This is a genomic window from Chitinimonas koreensis, assembly GCF_014353015.1.
Taxonomy (GTDB): Bacteria; Pseudomonadota; Gammaproteobacteria; order Burkholderiales; family Chitinimonadaceae; genus Chitinimonas; species Chitinimonas koreensis.
This window is the reverse complement of the sequence record NZ_CP060704.1, coordinates 3,766,007-3,784,302: the sequence shown is the minus strand read 5'-3', so window position 1 is coordinate 3,784,302 and position 18,296 is coordinate 3,766,007. Positions and strand designations below refer to the sequence as shown.

Below are 18,296 nucleotides of genomic sequence, written 5' to 3'. Positions count from 1 at the left end.
CCGCCTGCAGGAATGGAAGGGCCGACGCGTATGGCTGGTGGGCGCATCGAGCGGCATCGGCGCGGCGCTCGCCCGTGCGCTGGCGCGGGAGGGGGCCGTCCTGGCCCTGTCGGCGCGCCGGGAGGACGCGCTGGACACGGTCGCCCGGGATTGCCCCGGCGCATGCGTCCTGCCGCTGGACGTGTCGGACGCCGCCGCCTGGGCGCAGGCGTGGCGACGGCTGTCCGAGCGCTGGCCGGCGCCCGACCTGGTGGTGTTCTGCGCGGCCGATTACCAGCCGCAGCGCGCCTGGCAGCTCGAGCCCGCCCAGGCCGGGCGCACGGTGCAGACCAATCTTTCCGGCGTCTACTACGGCCTGTGCACGGTGCTGCCGGGCATGATGGCCCGACGGGCCGGCGGCCTGGTCCTGCTGGCGAGCGTCGCCGGGTACATGGGCCTGCCCAATGCCACCGTGTACGGCCCGACCAAGGCCGCCATGATCAACCTGGCCGAGCTGCTGTACCTCGATCTGCATCCGCACGGCCTCGGGGTCTACCTGGTCAACCCCGGCTTCGTGCGCACGCCGCTGACCGCGAAGAACGACTTCGCCATGCCCTCGCTGCAGACCCCGGAGCAGGCCGCCCGGGCCATCCTGGCGGGGCTCGGGGCCGGGCGGTTCGAGATCGCCTTCCCCAAGCGCTTCACGCTGCCGCTCAAGTGGGCCAGCATGCTGCCCTACCGCTGGCGTTTCGCGCTGCTCGATCGATTGATGAGGCCGACATGAAGCCCGACCTTCCCTCCGCGCAGGACGCGCTGATCGACTGGTACGCCAGCCTCAGCCCCGACAGCCTGCAGGCCTTGCCGAACTACTACCACCCCGATGCGCGCTTCACCGATCCGTTCAACGACGTGCGCGGGCATGCGGCCATCATGCGCGTGTTCCGGCACATGTTCGAAACCACCCGTGCGCCTCGCTTCGTCGTGCTGGAGCGGGTGTCCCAGGACGGCAGGCTGTTCGTGAGCTGGGACTTCCTGTTCGGCCTGGGCAGGCGCGAGTACCGCGTGCACGGCAGCAGCCTGCTGCATTTCGACCTGGCGGGGCAGGTGGTGTCCCACCGCGACTACTGGGACCCGGCCGGGGAGCTGTGGCAGCGCATGCCGCTGCTGGGCGGCCCGGTCGCCTGGCTGCGGCGCCGCTTCCGCGCGGGCTAGGTCAATCGCCGACCGGAGAACCACGATGCTTTACCAGGAACTGTTTCCCTCGCTCGAGGCGGCCCGCTGGAACATGGCGAGCGACGTGCCATGGGATGCGTTCGATGCCGCGCGCCTGACGGACGAGCAGGCGCGGACGATCAAGATGAACGCCATCACCGAATGGTCGGCGCTCCCGGCCACCGAGATGTTCCTGCGCGACAACCGCGACGACTCGGACTTCTCGGCCTTCATGTCCATCTGGTTCTTCGAGGAGCAGAAGCATGCGCTGGTGCTGATGGAATACCTGCGCAGGTTTCGCCCGGAGCTGATGCCGAGCGAGGCGGAGCTGCACGCGGTCCGATTCGACTTCGATCCCGCGCCGCCGCTCGATACGCTGATGCTGCACTTCTGCGGCGAAATCCGCCTGACCCAGTGGTACCGCCGCGCAGCCGACTGGCATACCGAGCCGGTCATCCGCCATATCTACGGCCTGCTCTCGCGGGACGAAGCCCGCCACGCCGGCGCCTACCTCCGCTACATGAAGCGCGCGGTCGCGCGGTTCGGCGACCAGGCACGCGCCGCCTTCGCCAGGCTGGGCGTGCTGATGGCCAGCCCCGGCCGGGCCGGGAAGCCGCTGCACCCGACCAACCTGCACGTATCCCAGGCGGAATTCCCGCGCGACACGATCCAGTCCCGCTTGCCCGATCCGGCCTGGCTGGAGCGCTGGCTGGACGAACAGATCGCGTTCGACGCCGACTGCGAGGCCCGCGTGGTGGGCGGCATCCTGCGCAACCTGTCGAGCCTGTTCGGGCAGAAATTCGAATCGGTGGCCGAGCTCAAGCGCTACCGCAAGGGCTTGCAGCCCGTCTAGCCGGCCAGGGCGCCGCTGTCGTCGGGGCGGCGTCGCCGCGGCGGGCCGGGCCGCCCTCGGCTCACAGGCCGAAGCGTTCGTGCCAGCGCTGCGGCACCGCGGCGTCGATCAGCAGCGCGGCGAGCATCGAGGCGCCCAGCAGCGGGTAGAGCAGGCCGAGCAGCAGCGCGACGGCGATGGCGCCGAGCGCCGCGCGATCGCCGGGCCGGCGCGGCGGCGCGGCCAGGCGGCCGCGCGGGCGGCGCTTCCACCACATCGCCACGGCCGTGACCGCCAGCAGCACGATGGACAGGCAGCCGGCCAGCATCACCAGCTGGTTGACCCAGCCGAACTGGCGGCCGGTGTGCAGGCTGATGCCCCACTCGACCAGGCGGCCGACGATGCCGTAGTCGCGGTAGCCGACGTCGGCCAGCACGGCGCCCGAGTAGCGGTCGAGATGGACGACGCGCTCGGCCCGGACGTCGTCGGGGAACAGCGTCGCGGTATAGACGCCGCGCGGACCGCGCGGCAGCCGTACCGGCGTGCCGGCGGGCAGGTCCAGCCGGGCGAACAGCCGCAGCGCCTCGTTCAGCCCGATGGATGGCGCGGCCGGCCCGGCCGCCGGCGCCTGGGCCGGCGACCCCGTCGGGGCGTGCTCCGCGTGCGGCCCGGACTGCGGCAGCGGCGCCCGCGACAGCGTCCAGGGCACCTCGCCCAGGCTCGCCAGCGGCGGCGAGGACTCCGGCTTCTCGCCCCACAGGTACTTGGGCAGGCCGACGCCCCAGCGGTTGGAGAGTTCGCCGAAGCGCTCGCCCCAGAACGCCGACCACGGCATGCCGGTGACGGCGAGGAACAGGATCGCCGCGGCGGCGAAGACGCCGGTGACGGCGTGCAGGTCGCGCCACCAGATGCGCCGGGCGGGCCGTCCCCGCACGCTGTAGACGCCGCCGGAGCGGCCGCGCGGCCACCACAGGAAGACGCCCGACACGACCAGCACGATCGCCCAGCCGGCCACCACCTCGATCCAGTGGTTCGCCGCCGTGCCGGCGATCTCGAGCGAGTGGATATGCTTGACGACTTCCATCAGCTTCCGGTCGTCGCGCAGGCGGCCGAGCACCCGCCCGCCGGCCGGGTCGAGGTAGACCGTGAGCGAACCCCGGGCCGTGCGGATGCCGACCTCGGCGCTGCGGCCGGGTTGCGCCGGTGCGACGTAGCGCACGGCTTCGCCGGCTTCGGCCGCCAGCGCCCGGGCGACCAGCGATTCGGCGTCGAGGGCCGGCCCCGGCGTCGGCGGGACCGAGCGCAGCGAGGCGTAGACCTGCGATTCGATCGGTTCCTTGTACAGGTACAGCGCGCCGCTCAGCGCCATCAGGGCGAGGAAGGGCAGGCAGACCAGGCCGGCATAGAAGTGCCAGCGCCAGACGCGGCGGTACAGGGCGGATTCGGGACTGGCCGGGGTCGGCTGGGCAGGCATGGCAGGTTCTCCGGTTCGACTCGCCGGGCCCGCCGTCGCGGCGGCCGGACAGGGCAGGGTGCTCGCAGGCCGGGCAGGGGAAATCGTGGCGGCCGGCGCAGGGCACGGGGCGAGCCCTCGTGCCCTGGCGGGCATCAGAACTTGACGACCACCCCCACATCGACGGAGCGACCCTGGCCCGCCAGCGGGCCGAGGCCGCGCCCGCTGGCGCCCGCCTCGGCGAGGTTCACGCCGCCGAGCGGCAGATCGTACCGGCGATCGAACAGGTTGCGCACGCCCAGCATCAGCTCGACCGGCTTGGCGATCGCATAGCGGCCCTGCAGGTTGACCAGGCCGTAGCCGGCCGTGACGTCCTCGGCGCGGCGTTCGTCGACGCGCGATTTGCGGGCGACCAGCTCCAGCTGCAGTTCGCCCGACCAGGCGCCTTGGCTGTGCGCCAGCGCGACCAGCGCGTTGAGCGGCATGACGTGGTAGAGGTCGCCGCCGTCGTCGCGCTTGCCGCGCGTCCAGTCGATCTTGCCCTTGAGGGTGCCGGTGCCCCAGGCGCCGGACGACCAGGCCTGCGCCTGCCAGGCCAGGTTGAGACCGTAGAGCGTGGCGTCGTGGTTGGCGAAGCGCAGCAGCGCCTTGGTGGAACCGGCGACCGGGCTGAACGTGCCGAGACGGTCCGCGTCGATGTAGTCGCGCACCTTGGTGTAGAACGGCGTGGCGCTGAACTGCCAGCCGCGCGGATCGGCCGCGCGCCAGTCGGCCGTGGCGCTCAGGGTCCGGGCCACTTCCGGCGCGAGGTCGGGATTGCCGACGTAGCCGTTGCCGTCGCCGAACCAGCCGATCATGGCCATCGCCATGGTGCCGCGGCCCCAGCTGTAGCGCTCGTACAGATTGGGCGAGCGGGTCTTCTGCGCGGCGCCGAATTCGTAGCCGAAGGTGTCGTCCACCTGGTGGCGCGCGACCAGCGTCAGGTCCAGGTTGCGGTCGCGGCGGCCGCGGTCGGCGGCGTTGAAGGCCGCGGCGGCGGCATCGTCCTCGGCGCACATCATGCCGCAGCCGTAGCTCTGCACCGTGCCGGTGTCCATCCGGACCGATTCGTGCCGCAGGCCGAACGTGCCGCTCCAGCGATCCGCCAGCTTGCCTTCCCACTCGCCGAAGAAAGCGAGCCGGTCGCGCCGGCCGCCGTTGATGTTCAGGTAAGGGTCGGGCTCCATCATCATCGAGCCCGGTGCGGCGGGCCACCAGTCGTCGAGCCGGGTCCGGTGCAGCTCGTGGCCCAGGCGCAATACGCCCTCGGCCGCCGGCAGCTCGGCCTGGACGCGGTAGCCCTCGTTCCGTCCCTCGGTGCTCATCGGCATCATGCCCATGCGCTCGTCCGAGAAGAAACCCATCTCGTGCTTCACCTTCTGCCAGTAGGCGCGCGCGTCGAGCCGGCCCCAGCCGAAGCCGCCCGCGTAGCCGAGGTTGCCGAAGGCGCTGCGGTTGCGGGTCATGTCCATGTACTGGTTGGCGAACCCCTGGTAGGGGATGTCCTGCCCGCCGAGCTTGAGCGTCCAGATGCCGTCGCCGGCGCGGGCGGCCAGGGTCAGCGCATGGTTGGTGGCCTTGTAGAGGGTGTCGAGCACCTTGTCGCCGTTGCCGTCCCGGTAGCTGTCGGCGCGGCTGGTGGCGCCGCTGTAGGCGATGCTCAGGCGCTCGCCGGCGAGGCTGGCCGAGGCGCTGGCCGCCAGGCCGTGGTCGACGCTGCGCGACTGCAGCGTCAGCGCGCCGCCGGCGAGCGGCGCCTCGCCCGTGGCGAAGATCGGCGCGGCCGACTGGATGGCGATGACGCCGGCGATGTTGTCGCCGCCAGGCTGACCGGCGAGAGACCCGGGATCACGCGCACGCTGCCGACCTGGCCGGGGCTGACGTAGGAGAGCGGCGCGTTCATGTGGTTGCCGCAGGCGGCCGTCGATTCGGCGCCGTCGAGCAGGATCTTGATGCGGTCGTCGGCCAGGCCGCGCAATGCCGGCAGCGCCGATACGCCGCCCGCGGCGTTCACGCTGTAGCCGGGCTGATCGGCCAGCGAGCGGGCGGTGTCGCTGGTGCCGAGCGCGGCGGCTTCGAGATGGCTGAGGCGGGCGCCGAGCACTTCGATCCGGTCGGCCGCTTCGCCGTCCGCGGCCCGGGCGGCCAGGGGAGCGAGGCGATCATGAGGCAGAGCAGTTTCGGGGTATTCATCTTCTGATCCAGGGAAATGGCGCGGGAAACCGGCGCCGGGCGGGGCGATGGCCGCGCCCGGTCCGCATCGGGCGCCGCAGGCGGCCTGCGGGCCCATCGCCCGACGCCGCGCGGGCGGCTTGCGGCGGCACGACGGCCGGCGCGCGGAAACGGCCCCGGGCTAGGGCGGAGCAGCCTAGCCCATGGCCGCCGTCGCTTCCTGCGGCAAATGGTCGCAAGCCGGTCCCGGCGGCCGCGCGGCGCATGCCGGCGCCGATGCCGGGCCAAGGCGCCGGGCGGAGCAGGACGCTAGAAGCCGGCCGCCAGGCCCAGCCGCCCCACCGTCCCGGCATCGGGTAGCCCGGCCGGTAGCCGTAGCGGCGGTCGAACAGGTTCTCCAGGTCGAGGAACAGCTCGCCCTGGCGGCCCAGCGCCGCCAGCGGGTAGGCGACGCGGACGTTGGCGACGGCGAAGCCGGCCACCTGCTCGGCGTTGACCGCGCCTGCCGCCGCGCCCGGTTGAGCGCCCACACCTCGGACTGGTACTGCGCGTCGAATGCCAGCCGCAAGCCGCCGAGCTGGCCGTTCAGGCCCAGCGTCGCCGACCGCCTGGGCGAGTAGGGCAGGTGGTCGATGCTGGGATCGAGCAGCGTCAGGCCGGCGAACAGCGTCCAGTCCGTCCCGAGCGCCTGCCGCAGCGACAGCTCGACGCCGTGCATGCGGTAGGCGCCGAGGTTGATGAACTGCGGCGGCGGCGGCACTTCGGGCGGGAATCCGAACACGTAGCGGTTCTTCACTTCGTCCTGGAACAGGCTCAAGTCCAGCTGCGTCGCGGCGTCGGGGCTGAACTTGAAGCCGACTTCGGCATGGTCGAGCCGTTCGGCGTCGAGCTGCTTCCAGCTCTGGCCGAGCGGCGGGATCAGCGAGGCCAGCAGCGGCGTCTCCAGGCCCGGATAGTTGACGCCGCGCGACGCGTTGGCGAACAGCGTCAGCCGCTTCGAGATCAGCGCCAGGCCTGCCTGCGGCGCCGTTTCGGAACCGAAGTCGCTGTGCCGGTAGTGGCGGACGCCGGCCGACGGCTGCAGCAGCCAGTCCTCGTCCAGCGCCATGCGCTGGCTCAGGGCCAGGTAGGGCGAGTCGATGCGGAAGTCCGGCGCCTCGAAGCGGCTGGCGGGGGCCGGTGCGACGCGGGCGAAGCGGGCCTCGCCGCTCATGCGGTCGAGGTCGATGCCGGCCAGCAGCTCGCCGCCGCTCCAGGGACTGAAGCGTTCCTGCCAGCGCAGCCCGCTCAGGCGGAAATCGCTGTAGGTGTCGCCGTCCGGCGCCGGCTGGTCCAGCCAGTTGCCCTCGCCGCGGCTGCGGTACAGCCGCAGCTCGCCCTGCCAGTCGCCATGCGCATGGCGCAGCGTGGACGAGAGCAGGGTCGCCTCGGTGTCGTAGCGCGGCGCGACCGCCGGGCTGGCCAGGCGCTCGTCGCCTGGATCGCCGGCCCGGTTGTCGACCTGGACCAGGCCGGCCTCCAGCCGCCAGTGCGCGTCCAGCCGCAGGCCGACGCGCGCCATGAGGTTCTTCAGCTCGCCGTCGGCATGGCTGCGGTGGCCGTCGGAGCGGGCGTAGCCCTGCGCCAACGAGAAATCGACGTCGCCGTGCTTGCCCTGCAGCTCGGCCTGTTCCACCACGGTGTCGAAGGAACCCGCCGACAGCCGCACGGCGCCATGCAGGCCGTCTTCGAGCGCACGCTTGGCGCGCAGGTCGACGGCCGCGAAGTTGTTGCCGCTGACGGCCGGCTGGGGCTCTTGTAGACGGTGACCGAGCGCATGCCGTTGATGGGCAGCAGGTCGAGCAGCGGGTGGTTCCACAGGCCCATGTAGAACGGCACGCCGTCGATGTAGGTCTTGATCTCGCTGCCGGGGCGGCTCAGCCCGAGGCCGCGGACGAACACGGCGCCGCCCTGGTCGCCGCCGAAGGCGCCGACCGGGTTGTAGCGCGAGATCTGGACGCCGGGCGCGCGCCGCAGCGCCGAGGCGAGGTCGACGGCGCCCAGGTCGCGCAGCTGGCGCTCGCCGATCACGGCCGAGCTGGCGGCGTAGTCGTCGATGCGGTTGTCCTCGACGATCGGCTTGGCGACCACCTCGATGCGTTCCTGGACTGCATCGGCGGCGTGCGCCAGGCCGGCCAGGGCCAGCGCGATCGAGCGGGAGAGAATGTGCGGTTTGATCATGGTGGGGGGCGGAGCGGGTCAGGGATGGGCGTGATGACTGGCGTTGCCGCCCTCGTTGCCGAACAGGCTGAACAGGTGCAGGCGCGAGGCGTCGATCCCCTTTTCGGCGCCGCCCAGCCGTGCCGCCAGGCGCTGGGCCACGGCGGCCGGCACCCCGGCGTTCACCAGGCCGTCGGCGCTGCGCAGGCCGTCGCCGGCGCACAGCAGGATCTGCCATTGCCCCTGCTGCTGCCGCAGCAAGGCGCGCCCGCCGCGTTCGCCCTGCAGCCAGCCGGCGACGGCGTAGTCCTGCTCGACCACCACCGGCGCGACGTCCACCTTGGCGTCGGGCTTGTCGTAGGTGCGGCCGATCACGTCGCGGATGTCCTGCGCCGGATCGCCGGCGATGGCGGCCCCGCTCAAGGCCGCGGCCAGCAGGCCGGCGGCGAGGGCGCGATGGATGTCGATATGCATGGAGTGCTCCTCTTGGTCGGTCAGAATTCGTCGGGTTGCAGTGCGCCAGCCGCCGTCACGGCTGCTCCGGCCTTTGCCGCGCCAGCCAGGCGGCGAGTGCCGCGCCGGCCAGCAGGACGGCGGTCAGCGCCTGCCAGGCCGCGGCGAAGCCGCCCGCCGCGGCGGCGATCGCGCCGAAGCCGAGCGGGCCGAGCGCGAAACCGCCGAAGAAGGCCGCCGACAACTGGCCCGAGGCGATGGCGGTCGGGCCGAAGGCCGGGCTGCGCAGCAGCAGGCCCATGGCGATCGCATTGGTGGCCACGGCGCTCAGGCCCATGCCGACGGCGGCGGTCCAGGGCCGCCACGACTCGCCGGCGGCCATCTGCCGCAGCAGCAGCACGGCCAGCGCGGCCGCCAGCAGCAGCCCGAACAGCAGCCGCGCTTCGGCGCGCGAACGGGCGGCCAGCGGCGTCAGGACGATGCGGGAGATCATGCCGGCCAGGCCGAAGGCGGCCAGCAGGGCGCCGGCCGACTGCGGCGCCATGCCCCGCCCGCGGCGAAGGTCGGCAGGTAGGTGACGAAGGCGGACAGGCCGATGCCGGCGCACAGCTGCACGCCCATCAAGAGACGCAGCGGGCGGTTCGGCGCGAGCCAGCGCCAGGGCTGGCCGGCCGCGGTGGCCGGCGGCAGGGTCGCCAGGGCGGCGGCGGCCAGCAGCAGGGCCGGCAGCGCCAGCCCGGCCAGCGCGCCGCGCCAGCCCAGCCACAGCGACAGGGTCGGCAGCAGCAGGCCAGCCAGCAGCGCGGCCAACTGCACGCCGCTCTGCTTGAGGCCGACCACCCCGGCACGCTCGGCGGGCGGAACTTGCTCGGCGATCAGCAGATTGGTGACCGGGTTGGCCAGCGCCTGCGCCAGGCCGCAGACGGCGATGGCGGCGATCACGCCGCCCAGGCCGGGCAGGCCGGCCAGCAGCGCATAGGCCAGCGCGACCGAGGCGAACAGCAGCGCCAGCGCCCGCTGCGAACCCAGCCGGACCACCACCTGGCCGGCGCCGAGCGACAGCAGCGCGGCCAGCCCGAAGCAGCTCATCGGCAGCAGGCCGACCGCGGCGAGGCCGATGCCGAGGTCGCGCTGCAGCGACGGCCCCAGCACGCCGACGGCATAGAGGATCAGCATCGGCAGCGTCATGGCGGCGACCACCAGCAGGCGCAGCAGCGGGCGGGCGACGGCGGCCGGCGCGAGGGTGGAGGTCATGCCGGTACCCCGGCGCCCGACCGGATCAGCTGCTTGCCCACGGCATTGATCAGCGCTTCGTCGGTGCCGTCGAGGATGCGCGTCGCCCGCGCGGCGCGGTAGATGCCCGACAGCGGCGAGCGGTCGCACAAGCCCTCGGCGCCCCAGACCTGCACCGCCGAGTCGGCGGCCTGGCACAGCGCGCGGCTGGCGGCCACCTTGGCCAGGTTGACCGCCACCTCGCCGTCGCCGCCGTCGTCGAGCAGGCCGGCCGCCTCGGCCAGCAGGGCGCGGGCGCTGCGGATCGCCAGTTCGGACTCGAACACGTGGCGGCGGATCAGCTGCTTGCCGGCCAGGTCGGCCAGCCTGCCGCGCGGCGCGGCGATGCGGGCGAGCATCAGTTCGACGCTGCGCCGGGCCAGGCCCAGCCATTGCGCGCTGCGCAGCACCCGGCCCAGGCCCAGCCGCCAATGCATCAGGGTCAGGCCCTGGTGCAGCTCGCCCAGCAGGTGGTCGTCGGGCACCCGGACCCCGTCGAAGGCCAGCTCGCACTGCCCCTGCACGCGGCCGAGCACGGCCTGCTCGCGCACGATGCGGAAGCCCGGCGCATCGGCCGGCACCAGCAGCATGGACAGGCGGGCGCGGCCGCCGTCCTCGCCGCTGCGGGCGACCACCGTGACGAAGCTGGCGCGGTCGGCGCGGCAGATGAACCACTTGCGGCCGTCGATCCGCCAGCCGCCGTCGACGCGGCGGGCGGTGGTGGCGATGGTCGAGGGCATCGAGCCGACGCCGTCGGGCTCGGACATGGCATAGCTGGCGACCGCCTCGCCGCGCAGCAGCGGCGGCAGGAAGCGCGCGCGCACGGCGGCGCTGCCGTAACGCTCGAGCAGCCGAGCGTCGAGCGCGGTGTCGCTGCCGAACACCGTCGGCCCGAATTCCGAGCGGCCTTCCTGCTCGGCCACGGCCAGGTAGTCCTGCAGGCGATCCAGCCGGCCGCCGGGATGGAAGGCGCCCCACAGGCCGGCCTGCCGCGCCGCGCCGGCCAGTCCGGCCAGCAATCCGTCGGCGTCGCTGCCGGCCAGCGCGGGTTCGGCCGGCACGATGTGCCGGTCGACGAAGCGGCGGCAGGCCTGCGCCAGTTCGGCGGCAGCCACCGCTGCGGCATTCGGCATGCCGGCAGGCAGCGGGGTCAGCATGGCTGCGCCTGCGACGGCGCCAGGCCGGCGGCATCCTGCGCCAGGCTGCGCTTGTCCACCTTGCCGGCCGGGGTCAGCGGCAGTTGCCGGTAGTAGCGCAGGTACTCGGGCAGCTTGTGCACCTCCAGCCCGCGGCTGCGCAGGAAATCGGTCCATTCGGCCAGGCTCGGCCGCGGCGCGCCTTCGCGCAGGTAGAGGCAGAGGCAGACCCGCTGGCCGAGGTCGGCGTCGGCCACCGGCACGCAGGCGGCGCTGACGACGTCGGGATGGGCGGTGGCGAGCCGCTCGATCTGCACCGTGCTGATATTGGCGCCGCCGCGGATGATGATGTCCTTCTTGCGCCCGCACAGCTGCAGATAGCCCTGTCCGTCGAGGCGGCCCAGGTCGCCGGTGCGGACCCAGCCCTCGGCATCGCGGTAGGCGGCGTCGAGCTCCGGCGCGTTGACGTACTGCATCGGGCTCATCGGCCCGCGCGCCCAGATTTCGCCGACCTCGCCGTAGGGCAAGGATCGGCCGTCCTCGTCGACGATGCGGATGTCGCAAACGTCCGGATTGGGACGGCCCACGCTGCGCAGCACCACCTCCCTGCCATCCCCCGGCCGGTTGTGGCAGTTCACGCCGTCGGCCGAGCCGTACAAGCTGACGAAGCCGCAGCCGAACGCTTCGAGGCAGCGGCCGATGGTGGCCTCGTCGGCCACCGCGCCGCCGCTCACCACGGCGCGCAGGCTGGTCTTGTCGATGCCGGCCAGCGCCGGGTCGGCGGCGATGCGCTGGAGCATGGTCGGTACGCCGAGCAGGTGGCTCGGCCGGAACGCCGCGATGGCGGCGATCGCCTGGCCGACGTCGAACTGGGGCAGCAGCACGATCGAGCCGCCCAGGTAGCTGAGCGCGCCGAAGGTCGCGCTGGAGCCGAAGGCCGAGCCGAGCGGCACGAGGTAGAGCCCGCGGAATTCGCCGCCGCCGTCGTGCAGATTGCGCAGGAAACGGCCGCGGCCGCCCAGCAGCGCGTTGTGCGAATAGGCGACCAGCTTGGGCTCGGCCTCGGTGCCGGACGAGACCAGCAGCCGCACCGGGCTGTCCGGACAGACATCGGGCAGCGCCGCATCGGCGATCGGTTCGGCCTGCAGCAGCGCATCGAGCTGCTGCCAGCCGGGCCGGGCCGGGCCGTCGACGACCAGCAGCCGCAGGGACAGGCAGCCAGGCCGCAGCGACTCGACCAGTTCGCACAGGTCGAGTCCGCCGTGCTCGGGCGTCACCACCAGCGCGCGCGCCTGGCAGCGCTTGAGCAGGGCTTCGAGGTCGAGCCGGCCGCGGCCGGGCGGGAACGGTGCCGCCACCGCGCCCAATGCGGCGGCCGCCAGGTCGATGGCGCAGCTGCGCCAGCCGTTGGGCAACTGGTAGGCGACCACGTCGCCGGCCACGATGCCGAGCCGGCGCAGGCTGGTCGCCAGCCGGCGCGCCCGCTCCAGCAGCTCGCCGTAGCCGACGCTTTCGCCCTGCGACAGCACGGCCGGCTGCTGCGGCCGTTCCGCGGCATGCCGGCGGAACATCTGGAATGCCGTCTGCTGCGGGTAGAGGCCGCTATCGGCCCATTGGCGGCGCAGCGGGGCGGGGATGAGGTCGAGGATGCCGGCAGGATTCATCGGAAGCTCCAGGGAGAACGGACGCGGGCATAGCCCGCCAGGTCCAGGCATGCGGCGAAACGGGGATCCCGGGCCAGCGCGGCCAGGTCTTCGGCGACCGGGACGGCCGGCACGCCGGCTTCCGCCAGCGCGGCCTGCCAGTCGGCCGCCGTGCGGGTACGCAAGGCTTCGGCCAGCGTGGCGCGGTCCGGCCGGGCGAGGCCGGCCGCGTCCAGCAGGCGCTGCAAGCTGGCCGGTTCGGCGCAGTCGATGGCCAGCAGACCGGACCGGGTGGCGAACAATCCTTGCAGGGCGGGCGGCGGCGCCTCGGGCGAGCCGGGCGTCAGCAGATCGGCGGCGCCCAGCAAGGCGCTCTCGACCGTGCCGCCGCCGTGGCCGAGCGAGCGGGCGAGCAAGGCGGCGACGATGCCGAGCGCGGCCACCGCGCCGCCGAGCACGTCGAGCACGGTGAACAGCGAGCCGCCGCGCCCGTCGCCGGCGGCGGCGATCCGGTCGGCCACGCCGGACCAGGCCTGGACCATGAAATCGGTGCCCGGCAGGTCGACCGCCGCGCCCGCGCCCCAGCCGCCGGCGTAGGCATAGACCAGGTCCGGATTGGCCCGGTGCAGGTCTTCGGCGCCGAGCCGCAACTGCTCGGCCTTGCCCGGCGCCCAGTTATGCAGGAAGACCTCGGCGCCGGCCGCCAGCGTCAGTGCGGCGTCGCGGCCGGCCGCGGTGCGGATGTCGATCTCGCGGATGCGCTTGCCGCCGTTGAGCGCGTCGAAGCGGGCCGAGCAATCGCCCGCCATCGGCGGCATGCCGCGCAGCGGGTCGCCGCCGGGCGGCTCGATGCGGACCACCCCGGCGCCGAGCCGGTGCAGCAGCAGGCCGGCCAGCGGCCCCTGGATGCGGCGGCAGGACTCGACCACGGTCAGCCCGGCCAGGGGCAGCCCGGCCTGCAGCGGCGGCAGCGCGGCAGCGCCGGCGCCGGTGCCGGCCGACCGGAAGGCCCACGGCCGGTCCGGCGGCGGCAGATCGCCGTCGGCGCGGCGTTCCGCTCCTGCACGTTGGCGGCAGATCGCCACGCCGTGGCGGCGGGCGACGTCGGCGATGTCGGCATAAGGCCGCTGCGACAGCGCCGCGGCCAGCTCGGCCGGCAGCGGCGCCACCGCCTTGGCGTAGCGCAGCTGGAAGGCGCGCCAGCCCTGGCCGGCGCAGTCGGCCGCGATGCCGATCTCGGCCCAGAAGGCGCGCCAGGGCTCGGCATCCAGCGTTTCCAGCTCGAACACCACCGCGTCGGCCGAGACGAAGGGCGGCCGCGCCTCCGGCGGGCAGCTGCTGGGCAATAGCCGCTCGGCGCCGTCCTCGACCGTCGCGCCGGCCAGGTATTGCCCGACCGCCAGCAGCGCCGCCGACGCCATCGACAGCTCGCAGCGGTCGACGGCCGCGCCGCGGCGCTGCGCCAGCAGCGCGGCCAGCGCGCCTTGCAGCGCCAGCGTGGCGGTCAGCGTGGCGACGTAGTCGAGACCGAGCGCCGCCGCTCCGGCGTTGGCGCGGCCATGCACCGACATCAGGCCGGTGGCGGCCTGCACCAGGTATTCGCTGGCCGGCGCACCGTCGAGCCCGCCCAGGATGCGGCAGTCGACGGCCTGTTCCGCCAGCCGCAGCGAAAACGCCAGCGCGCCGGCGGAGTCTGCGGGCTGCGCCCGGACCCGCATGCCCAGCGCGCGGGCCTGCCGGCACAGCGAAGCGGCGAGCGCGGCATGGGCCGGGTGCGGCTGCGCCCACGGTCCGACCAGGGTCAGGTCGGCCAGGGGCATGGCGGGCGCGTTCAAGCCGGCGCTCCGCCCGCCACGGCCGGCAGGATGGTCAGGCTGTCGCCGTCCCGCACCGGCGTGGCCAGGCCCGCGGCGAAGCGGATGTCGTCGTCGTTGACGTAGATGTTGACGTAGCGGTGCACCTGGCCGTCGTTCACCAGGCGCGCCTTGAGGCCCGGATAGCGCGCCTCGGCGTGGTCGATGACCTCCAGCACGGTCTGGCCGCTGGCGTCGAGCAGGCGCTGGTCCTGGGTCAGGCTGCGCATGACGGTTGGAATGCTGAGGGTGATGGGCATGCGGGACTCCTCGGGTGGGGATTCAGGCGGGCGCGGCGAGGAAACGGATGGTTTCCTCGCTGACCCGGCCGCCGACGATGCGGAAGCTGCGCAGGCCGCCCGAGTAGGGCGGCGCGGTGGAGGCGATCAGGTAGCGCAGCGCCGGGTCGGTGGCGTAGAGAACGTCGTCGCGGCTCGGGTAGGCGGGCGAGCCGGTATGCGAGTGGTAGAGCGCGACGACTTCCTCGTCGCCGGCTTCCAGTTCGCGCCAGACGCGCAGTTGCTCGCGCGGCTCGAAGGCGAAGAAGCGGCTCGACTGCGCCGCGTTGCGCATGGGAACCAGGCGCGTCGGCCGGCCGCTGCCGGCCGGCCCGGCCAGCAGGCCGCAGGCCTCGAGCGGATGCTGCGACCAGGCATGCGCCATCAGCGCGGCGGCCAGCGGTTCCGGCAAGGTCAGCATGGCGCCCGTTCCGCCTAGTAGCTCGGCAAGGTCGGCTCGACCTCGCGGATCCAGGCCAGGATGCCGCCTTCGAGCTCGCGCACGTCGCGATAGCCGCGCTCGCGCAGCAGCGCCGCCGCCTGGCGCGAGCGCACGCCCGACTTGCAATGGACGACGATGGCGAGGTCCCGGTCCAGGCCCGGCGCATCCGGTTCGGCTTGCAGGCGGCTCTTGGGCAGCAGGCGGGCGCCGTCGATGCGGACGATGTCCCACTCGGCCGGTTCGCGCACGTCGAGCAGCGCGAAGTCGGCGCCTTCGTCGCGCAGCTTCTTCAGCGCCGCCGCGCTGATGGAGCGGCCCGCGTCCGGCGCGGCCGGCCGGTCCAGCCCGCAGAAGGCCGGGTAGTCGGCCAGGCCCGTGATGGGGCGGCGCTGCGGATCGCGGCGCAGGGGCAGGAAGCGGTAGCGCATCTCGAGCGCGTCGTAGACCGCCAGCCGGCCGAGCAGCGATTCGCCGATGCCGGCGATCAGCTTGATCGCCTCGGTGGCCATGATGGAACCGATCGCCGCGCACAGCACGCCCAGCACCCCGCCTTCGGCGCAGGACGGCGCCAGCTCGGGCGGCGGCGGCGCCGGGTAGAGGTCGCGATAGTTGACGCCGCGGCCGTCCGGCGCCTGTTCCCAGAACACCGAGGCCTGTCCCTCGAAGCGGTAGATCGAGCCCCAGACGTAAGGCTTGCCGGCCAGCACGCAGGCATCGTTGATCAGGTAGCGGGTGGCGAAATTGTCGGTGCCGTCGACGATCAGGTCGTAGTCGGCGAACAGGGCCGGCGCGCTGTCGTTGTCCAGCCGCTGGCGGTGCAGCCGGACCTCGACCCGCGGATTGAGCTCGGCGACCGCTGCCCGGGCGCTGTCGGCCTTGGGCTGGCCCAGCCGGGACACGCCGTGGATGACCTGGCGCTGCAGGTTCGATTCGTCCACGGTGTCGAATTCGACGATGCCCAGCGTGCCGATGCCGGCGGCCGCCAGGTAGAGGATCACCGGCGAGCCCAGCCCGCCGGCGCCGACCACCAGTACCCTGGCGGCCTTGAGCCGGCGCTGGCCCTCCATGCCCAGTTCGGGCAGCAGCAGGTGGCGGCTGTAACGGGCGATCTCCTGCGGGTCGAGTTCGGCGGCTGGGGAGACCAGGGGCGGAAGCGGCATGGCGGCGAATCCCGGTTGCATGGACGTGGGGGCATGCGCCTCGTCGCGGCGCAGTGCGACGCGACGGGGCAGGTCCCGGCTGGATGGCGATGGTGTTCTGGAATGCTGGTGAATCCACCCCGGTTCGTGGGCTGCCGGGGTTCTGGTCGATCTGGGAACAACGTTCAGTGTGGCCTGGCCTCTGCGGATCGCCAGGCACGACAGGTGTCAGCGTCGCGTGGCGGCGCGGGATACGCCGGTCCACGGTGCGCGGTCCGCCGAAGCGAGGCGCGCCGTGCCGATGCGCTCGCGGCGGCGACGGGGTTCGCCGGCCGCGGTGGCCTGGCCGGTCCCGCCGGTGGCCTGGCCGGGCAGCGGCCGGGCGGATGCCCGACCGTCTTGCCGCGAGGACCGGATGCCGTGCGGGACGACGGCCTGCATTATCGGAACGGCCGGCGTCGCCGCAATGTGACAATTCGCCGCGGTTACACCACGTAACAAGGTCGGCGCGCCCGCGATCGTGCCGCGGCCGCAACTGGCAGATCCGGCATGGCGGCCGGTGCGTTCCGTCACATAAGGTTCCCTTAAGGTTCGCGCCTTCAAATGGCGTCGATTCGATCCCGACGCCGCCGTCCCGCTGCAATCGATGCCGGTGCGTCCCTCCCGACTGGATTCGCCGGTGCGCCTCTCGCTCTCCCTGCCGCAGCTTCGCGGCTTCACGCTGCCCGCCTTCGCCGTACGCCCCGTGCTGAGCGTGGAGGCGCTGGCGCCGTGGCTCTGCATGTTCTTCGTCGCCGCCTGCAACGGCGGCTTCTGGCGCGGCGCGCTGGCCGGCCGCGATGCGTTCTCGCCGCACACCTGGCTGTTCGTCGCCTCGGTCGCGACCGGCCTGTGCGCGCTGCACCTGGCCTGCCTGCTGCCGCTGCTCAACCGCTGGACCGCCAGGCCGCTGCTGACGGTGTTGCTGCTGGCCACCGGTATGGCCAGCTATTTCATGCAGCGCGACCCGGTGTATTTCGGCACCAGCATGGTGCGCGACGTGTTCCGTACCGACGTCAAGGAAGCCTGGGGCCTGCTGCCTCACCTGCTGTTCTATGCCGGCCTGCCGCTGTCCCTGGCATGGGGTACCGCGGCGCGGCCGCAGAGCCACGACAAGCTGTTCCATACCGTGCTCGGCATGCTGGACATCCGCACCGGCGTGTACGACCGCGGCGATGACCTGACCGCCGACTGCCGCAAGTAAGGTCCGAACCATGCACGAACCGATGGCCGAAGGCGGCCTGGCCCATCCCGGCGGCAGCCTCGCACCCTGCGCTCCGCAGCCGCAGCCGCAGCCGCAGCCGCAGCCGCAGCCGCAGCCGCAGCCGCAGCCGCAGCCGCAGCCGCAGCCGCAGCCGCAGCCGCAGCCGGATGCCGACGCGTCGGCGCCCGGCGGCCGCCGCGAATCGTGGGTGCGGCAGCTGCGCGATGCGTTCGCCGCCCAGCGGCAAGCCTGGCTGGCGATGGCCGCGGTCGCCGCGGGCCTGCTGCTGCTGTTCGGCCTGAGCGATCTCGACCGGCGCCTGGCCGATCTCGCCTGGCATCCGGCGGCGGGCTTCGCCGGCCAGGGCAACTGGTGGCTCGAGCGCTTCAGCCATGTCTGGCTCAAGCGCGCCATGCTGCTGGTGGCCGCGCTGGCCTGGCTGCGCGCGCTGGCCGGCTGGTGCTGGCCGCGCTGCGCGGCCCGGCGGCGGCGCTGGCTCGCCGTCGCGCTCGGCATGGTGCTCGGACCGCTGCTGGTGGCCGTGCTCAAACCGGTCAGCGGCGTGCATTGCCCGTGGGATCTGCAGCGCTACGGCGGCATGGCGCTGAATCACCTGTCCTGGTTCGGCGATCCGGCCGGCGTGCGCTGGGGGGCTGCTTCCCTGCCGGCCATGCCACCACCGGCTTCGGCCTGTTCGGCCTCGTCCTGTATTGGTACGGCCGCGCGGCCTGGTCGACCCGCCTGGCCTGGCTGGCCGCCTTCGCCTGCGGCCTGGCGCTGGGCATCGGCCAGCAATGGCGCGGCGCGCATTTCCTGTCGCATACGCTGTGGTCGGCCTGGCTGTGCTGGGCAGCCTGCCTCGTCGTGGCCGGCCTGCTGCTGCCGCGGGCGACGGCGGCCGGCCGGACGGGTGCGACCGGGCGCTCCGGCTGAGCGGTCCGATCGTGCCCG

19 protein-coding genes are annotated in these 18,296 nt (G+C 73.4%); 5 read left to right on the top strand and 14 right to left on the bottom strand.

Going from position 1 to position 18,296, the window contains the following annotated elements:
* The first annotated feature begins 37 nt into the window (after positions 1 to 37).
* From H9L41_RS15745 to H9L41_RS15735, 3 genes are read left to right on the top strand one after another with little or no spacing between them, the layout of a single operon-like run.
* The gene (locus H9L41_RS15745; protein ID WP_265583808.1) at positions 38 to 763 is read left to right on the top strand and encodes an SDR family NAD(P)-dependent oxidoreductase; all 726 of its coding nucleotides are present in this window, start codon (positions 38 to 40) and stop codon (positions 761 to 763) included.
* Complete coding sequence (locus tag H9L41_RS15740; RefSeq protein WP_028444626.1) at positions 760 to 1,191, top strand: nuclear transport factor 2 family protein; 432 nt, start codon at positions 760 to 762, stop codon at positions 1,189 to 1,191. The genes H9L41_RS15745 and H9L41_RS15740 overlap by 4 nt, the downstream gene beginning before the upstream one ends.
* A 25-nt stretch (positions 1,192 to 1,216) precedes the next feature.
* Entirely contained in the window at positions 1,217 to 2,044 is an 828-nt protein-coding gene (locus tag H9L41_RS15735) for a ferritin family protein (RefSeq protein WP_028444625.1), read from the top strand.
* A 61-nt stretch (positions 2,045 to 2,105) separates the two neighbouring features.
* On the opposite strand, the gene H9L41_RS15730 is transcribed toward H9L41_RS15735, so the two are convergent.
* From H9L41_RS15730 to moeB, 14 genes are all read right to left on the bottom strand, one after another.
* The gene (locus H9L41_RS15730) at positions 2,106 to 3,497 is read right to left on the bottom strand and encodes a PepSY-associated TM helix domain-containing protein (protein WP_028444624.1); all 1,392 of its coding nucleotides are present in this window, start codon (positions 3,495 to 3,497) and stop codon (positions 2,106 to 2,108) included.
* 134 nt (positions 3,498 to 3,631) lie between these two features.
* Positions 3,632 to 5,113: a TonB-dependent receptor plug domain-containing protein gene (locus tag H9L41_RS15725; protein ID WP_187523464.1), complete on the bottom strand. Its 1,482-nt coding sequence runs from the start codon at positions 5,111 to 5,113 to the stop codon at positions 3,632 to 3,634.
* A 134-nt stretch (positions 5,114 to 5,247) separates the two neighbouring features.
* The gene (locus H9L41_RS15720; protein WP_187523463.1) at positions 5,248 to 5,619 is read right to left on the bottom strand and encodes a TonB-dependent receptor plug domain-containing protein; all 372 of its coding nucleotides are present in this window, start codon (positions 5,617 to 5,619) and stop codon (positions 5,248 to 5,250) included.
* 264 nt (positions 5,620 to 5,883) lie between these two features.
* Positions 5,884 to 7,248 carry a TonB-dependent receptor plug domain-containing protein gene (locus H9L41_RS25005; protein ID WP_265584062.1) on the bottom strand — a complete coding sequence of 455 codons (1,365 nt, stop codon included), beginning with the start codon at positions 7,246 to 7,248 and terminating at the stop codon, positions 5,884 to 5,886.
* 8 nt (positions 7,249 to 7,256) lie between these two features.
* Entirely contained in the window at positions 7,257 to 7,907 is a 651-nt protein-coding gene (locus H9L41_RS25000; protein ID WP_265583807.1) for a TonB-dependent receptor, read from the bottom strand.
* Positions 7,908 to 7,925: 18 nt separating this feature from the next.
* Positions 7,926 to 8,360 (bottom strand): copper uptake system-associated protein, encoded by a 435-nt coding sequence (locus tag H9L41_RS15710; protein WP_034605879.1) that lies wholly within the window; start codon positions 8,358 to 8,360, stop codon positions 7,926 to 7,928.
* 55 nt (positions 8,361 to 8,415) lie between these two features.
* Positions 8,416 to 8,883: a hypothetical protein gene (locus H9L41_RS24995; RefSeq protein WP_265583806.1), complete on the bottom strand. Its 468-nt coding sequence runs from the start codon at positions 8,881 to 8,883 to the stop codon at positions 8,416 to 8,418.
* Positions 8,829 to 9,593 carry an MFS transporter gene (locus tag H9L41_RS24990; protein ID WP_265583805.1) on the bottom strand — a complete coding sequence of 255 codons (765 nt, stop codon included), beginning with the start codon at positions 9,591 to 9,593 and terminating at the stop codon, positions 8,829 to 8,831. Before H9L41_RS24990 ends, H9L41_RS24995 begins: the two co-directional genes overlap by 55 nt.
* On the bottom strand, positions 9,590 to 10,768 hold the full coding sequence (locus tag H9L41_RS15700; RefSeq protein ID WP_245589156.1) for an acyl-CoA dehydrogenase family protein: 1,179 nt from the start codon (positions 10,766 to 10,768) through the stop codon (positions 9,590 to 9,592). The genes H9L41_RS24990 and H9L41_RS15700 overlap by 4 nt, the downstream gene beginning before the upstream one ends.
* Positions 10,762 to 12,411, bottom strand: a complete 1,650-nt coding sequence (locus H9L41_RS15695; protein ID WP_028444619.1) for a class I adenylate-forming enzyme family protein — start codon at positions 12,409 to 12,411, stop codon at positions 10,762 to 10,764. The genes H9L41_RS15700 and H9L41_RS15695 overlap by 7 nt, the downstream gene beginning before the upstream one ends.
* Positions 12,408 to 14,225: a CoA transferase gene (locus H9L41_RS15690; RefSeq protein WP_028444618.1), complete on the bottom strand. Its 1,818-nt coding sequence runs from the start codon at positions 14,223 to 14,225 to the stop codon at positions 12,408 to 12,410. The genes H9L41_RS15695 and H9L41_RS15690 overlap by 4 nt, the downstream gene beginning before the upstream one ends.
* Positions 14,222 to 14,503, bottom strand: coding sequence for a MoaD/ThiS family protein (locus tag H9L41_RS15685; protein WP_028444617.1), 282 nt, complete (start codon positions 14,501 to 14,503; stop codon positions 14,222 to 14,224). The genes H9L41_RS15690 and H9L41_RS15685 overlap by 4 nt, the downstream gene beginning before the upstream one ends.
* Positions 14,504 to 14,525: 22 nt before the next feature.
* The gene (locus H9L41_RS15680) at positions 14,526 to 14,942 is read right to left on the bottom strand and encodes a M67 family metallopeptidase (RefSeq protein ID WP_028444616.1); all 417 of its coding nucleotides are present in this window, start codon (positions 14,940 to 14,942) and stop codon (positions 14,526 to 14,528) included.
* A 14-nt stretch (positions 14,943 to 14,956) separates the two neighbouring features.
* Positions 14,957 to 16,123 carry a molybdopterin-synthase adenylyltransferase MoeB gene (moeB, locus tag H9L41_RS15675; protein WP_028444615.1) on the bottom strand — a complete coding sequence of 389 codons (1,167 nt, stop codon included), beginning with the start codon at positions 16,121 to 16,123 and terminating at the stop codon, positions 14,957 to 14,959.
* A 658-nt stretch (positions 16,124 to 16,781) separates the two neighbouring features.
* Here moeB and H9L41_RS15670 point away from each other — a divergent pair.
* Positions 16,782 to 17,345 (top strand): phosphoethanolamine transferase domain-containing protein, encoded by a 564-nt coding sequence (locus H9L41_RS15670; protein ID WP_028444614.1) that lies wholly within the window; start codon positions 16,782 to 16,784, stop codon positions 17,343 to 17,345.
* Positions 17,346 to 17,918: 573 nt separating this feature from the next.
* Positions 17,919 to 18,278 carry a phosphatase PAP2 family protein gene (locus H9L41_RS15665; RefSeq protein WP_187523462.1) on the top strand — a complete coding sequence of 120 codons (360 nt, stop codon included), beginning with the start codon at positions 17,919 to 17,921 and terminating at the stop codon, positions 18,276 to 18,278.
* Positions 18,279 to 18,296 lie beyond the last annotated feature (18 nt).

What these genes read in the sequence shown, in the direction of transcription:
- H9L41_RS15700 (WP_245589156.1), bottom strand. Translation starts at nt 10,768, where the DNA reads ATGCTGACCCCGCTGCCTGCCGGCATGCCGAATGCCGCAGCGGTGGCT.
- H9L41_RS15735 (WP_028444625.1), top strand. Translation starts at nt 1,217, where the DNA reads ATGCTTTACCAGGAACTGTTTCCCTCGCTCGAGGCGGCCCGCTGGAAC.
- H9L41_RS25000 (WP_265583807.1), bottom strand. Translation starts at nt 7,907, where the DNA reads ATGATCAAACCGCACATTCTCTCCCGCTCGATCGCGCTGGCCCTGGCC.
- H9L41_RS24995 (WP_265583806.1), bottom strand. Translation starts at nt 8,883, where the DNA reads ATGGCGCCGCAGTCGGCCGGCGCCCTGCTGGCCGCCTTCGGCCTGGCC.
- H9L41_RS15695 (WP_028444619.1), bottom strand. Translation starts at nt 12,411, where the DNA reads ATGAATCCTGCCGGCATCCTCGACCTCATCCCCGCCCCGCTGCGCCGC.
- H9L41_RS15730 (WP_028444624.1), bottom strand. Translation starts at nt 3,497, where the DNA reads ATGCCTGCCCAGCCGACCCCGGCCAGTCCCGAATCCGCCCTGTACCGC.
- H9L41_RS15710 (WP_034605879.1), bottom strand. Translation starts at nt 8,360, where the DNA reads ATGCATATCGACATCCATCGCGCCCTCGCCGCCGGCCTGCTGGCCGCG.
- H9L41_RS15740 (WP_028444626.1), top strand. Translation starts at nt 760, where the DNA reads ATGAAGCCCGACCTTCCCTCCGCGCAGGACGCGCTGATCGACTGGTAC.
- moeB (WP_028444615.1), bottom strand. Translation starts at nt 16,123, where the DNA reads ATGCCGCTTCCGCCCCTGGTCTCCCCAGCCGCCGAACTCGACCCGCAG.
- H9L41_RS15685 (WP_028444617.1), bottom strand. Translation starts at nt 14,503, where the DNA reads ATGCCCATCACCCTCAGCATTCCAACCGTCATGCGCAGCCTGACCCAG.
- H9L41_RS25005 (WP_265584062.1), bottom strand. Translation starts at nt 7,248, where the DNA reads ATGGCGCGCGTCGGCCTGCGGCTGGACGCGCACTGGCGGCTGGAGGCC.
- H9L41_RS15680 (WP_028444616.1), bottom strand. Translation starts at nt 14,942, where the DNA reads ATGCTGACCTTGCCGGAACCGCTGGCCGCCGCGCTGATGGCGCATGCC.
- H9L41_RS24990 (WP_265583805.1), bottom strand. Translation starts at nt 9,593, where the DNA reads ATGACCTCCACCCTCGCGCCGGCCGCCGTCGCCCGCCCGCTGCTGCGC.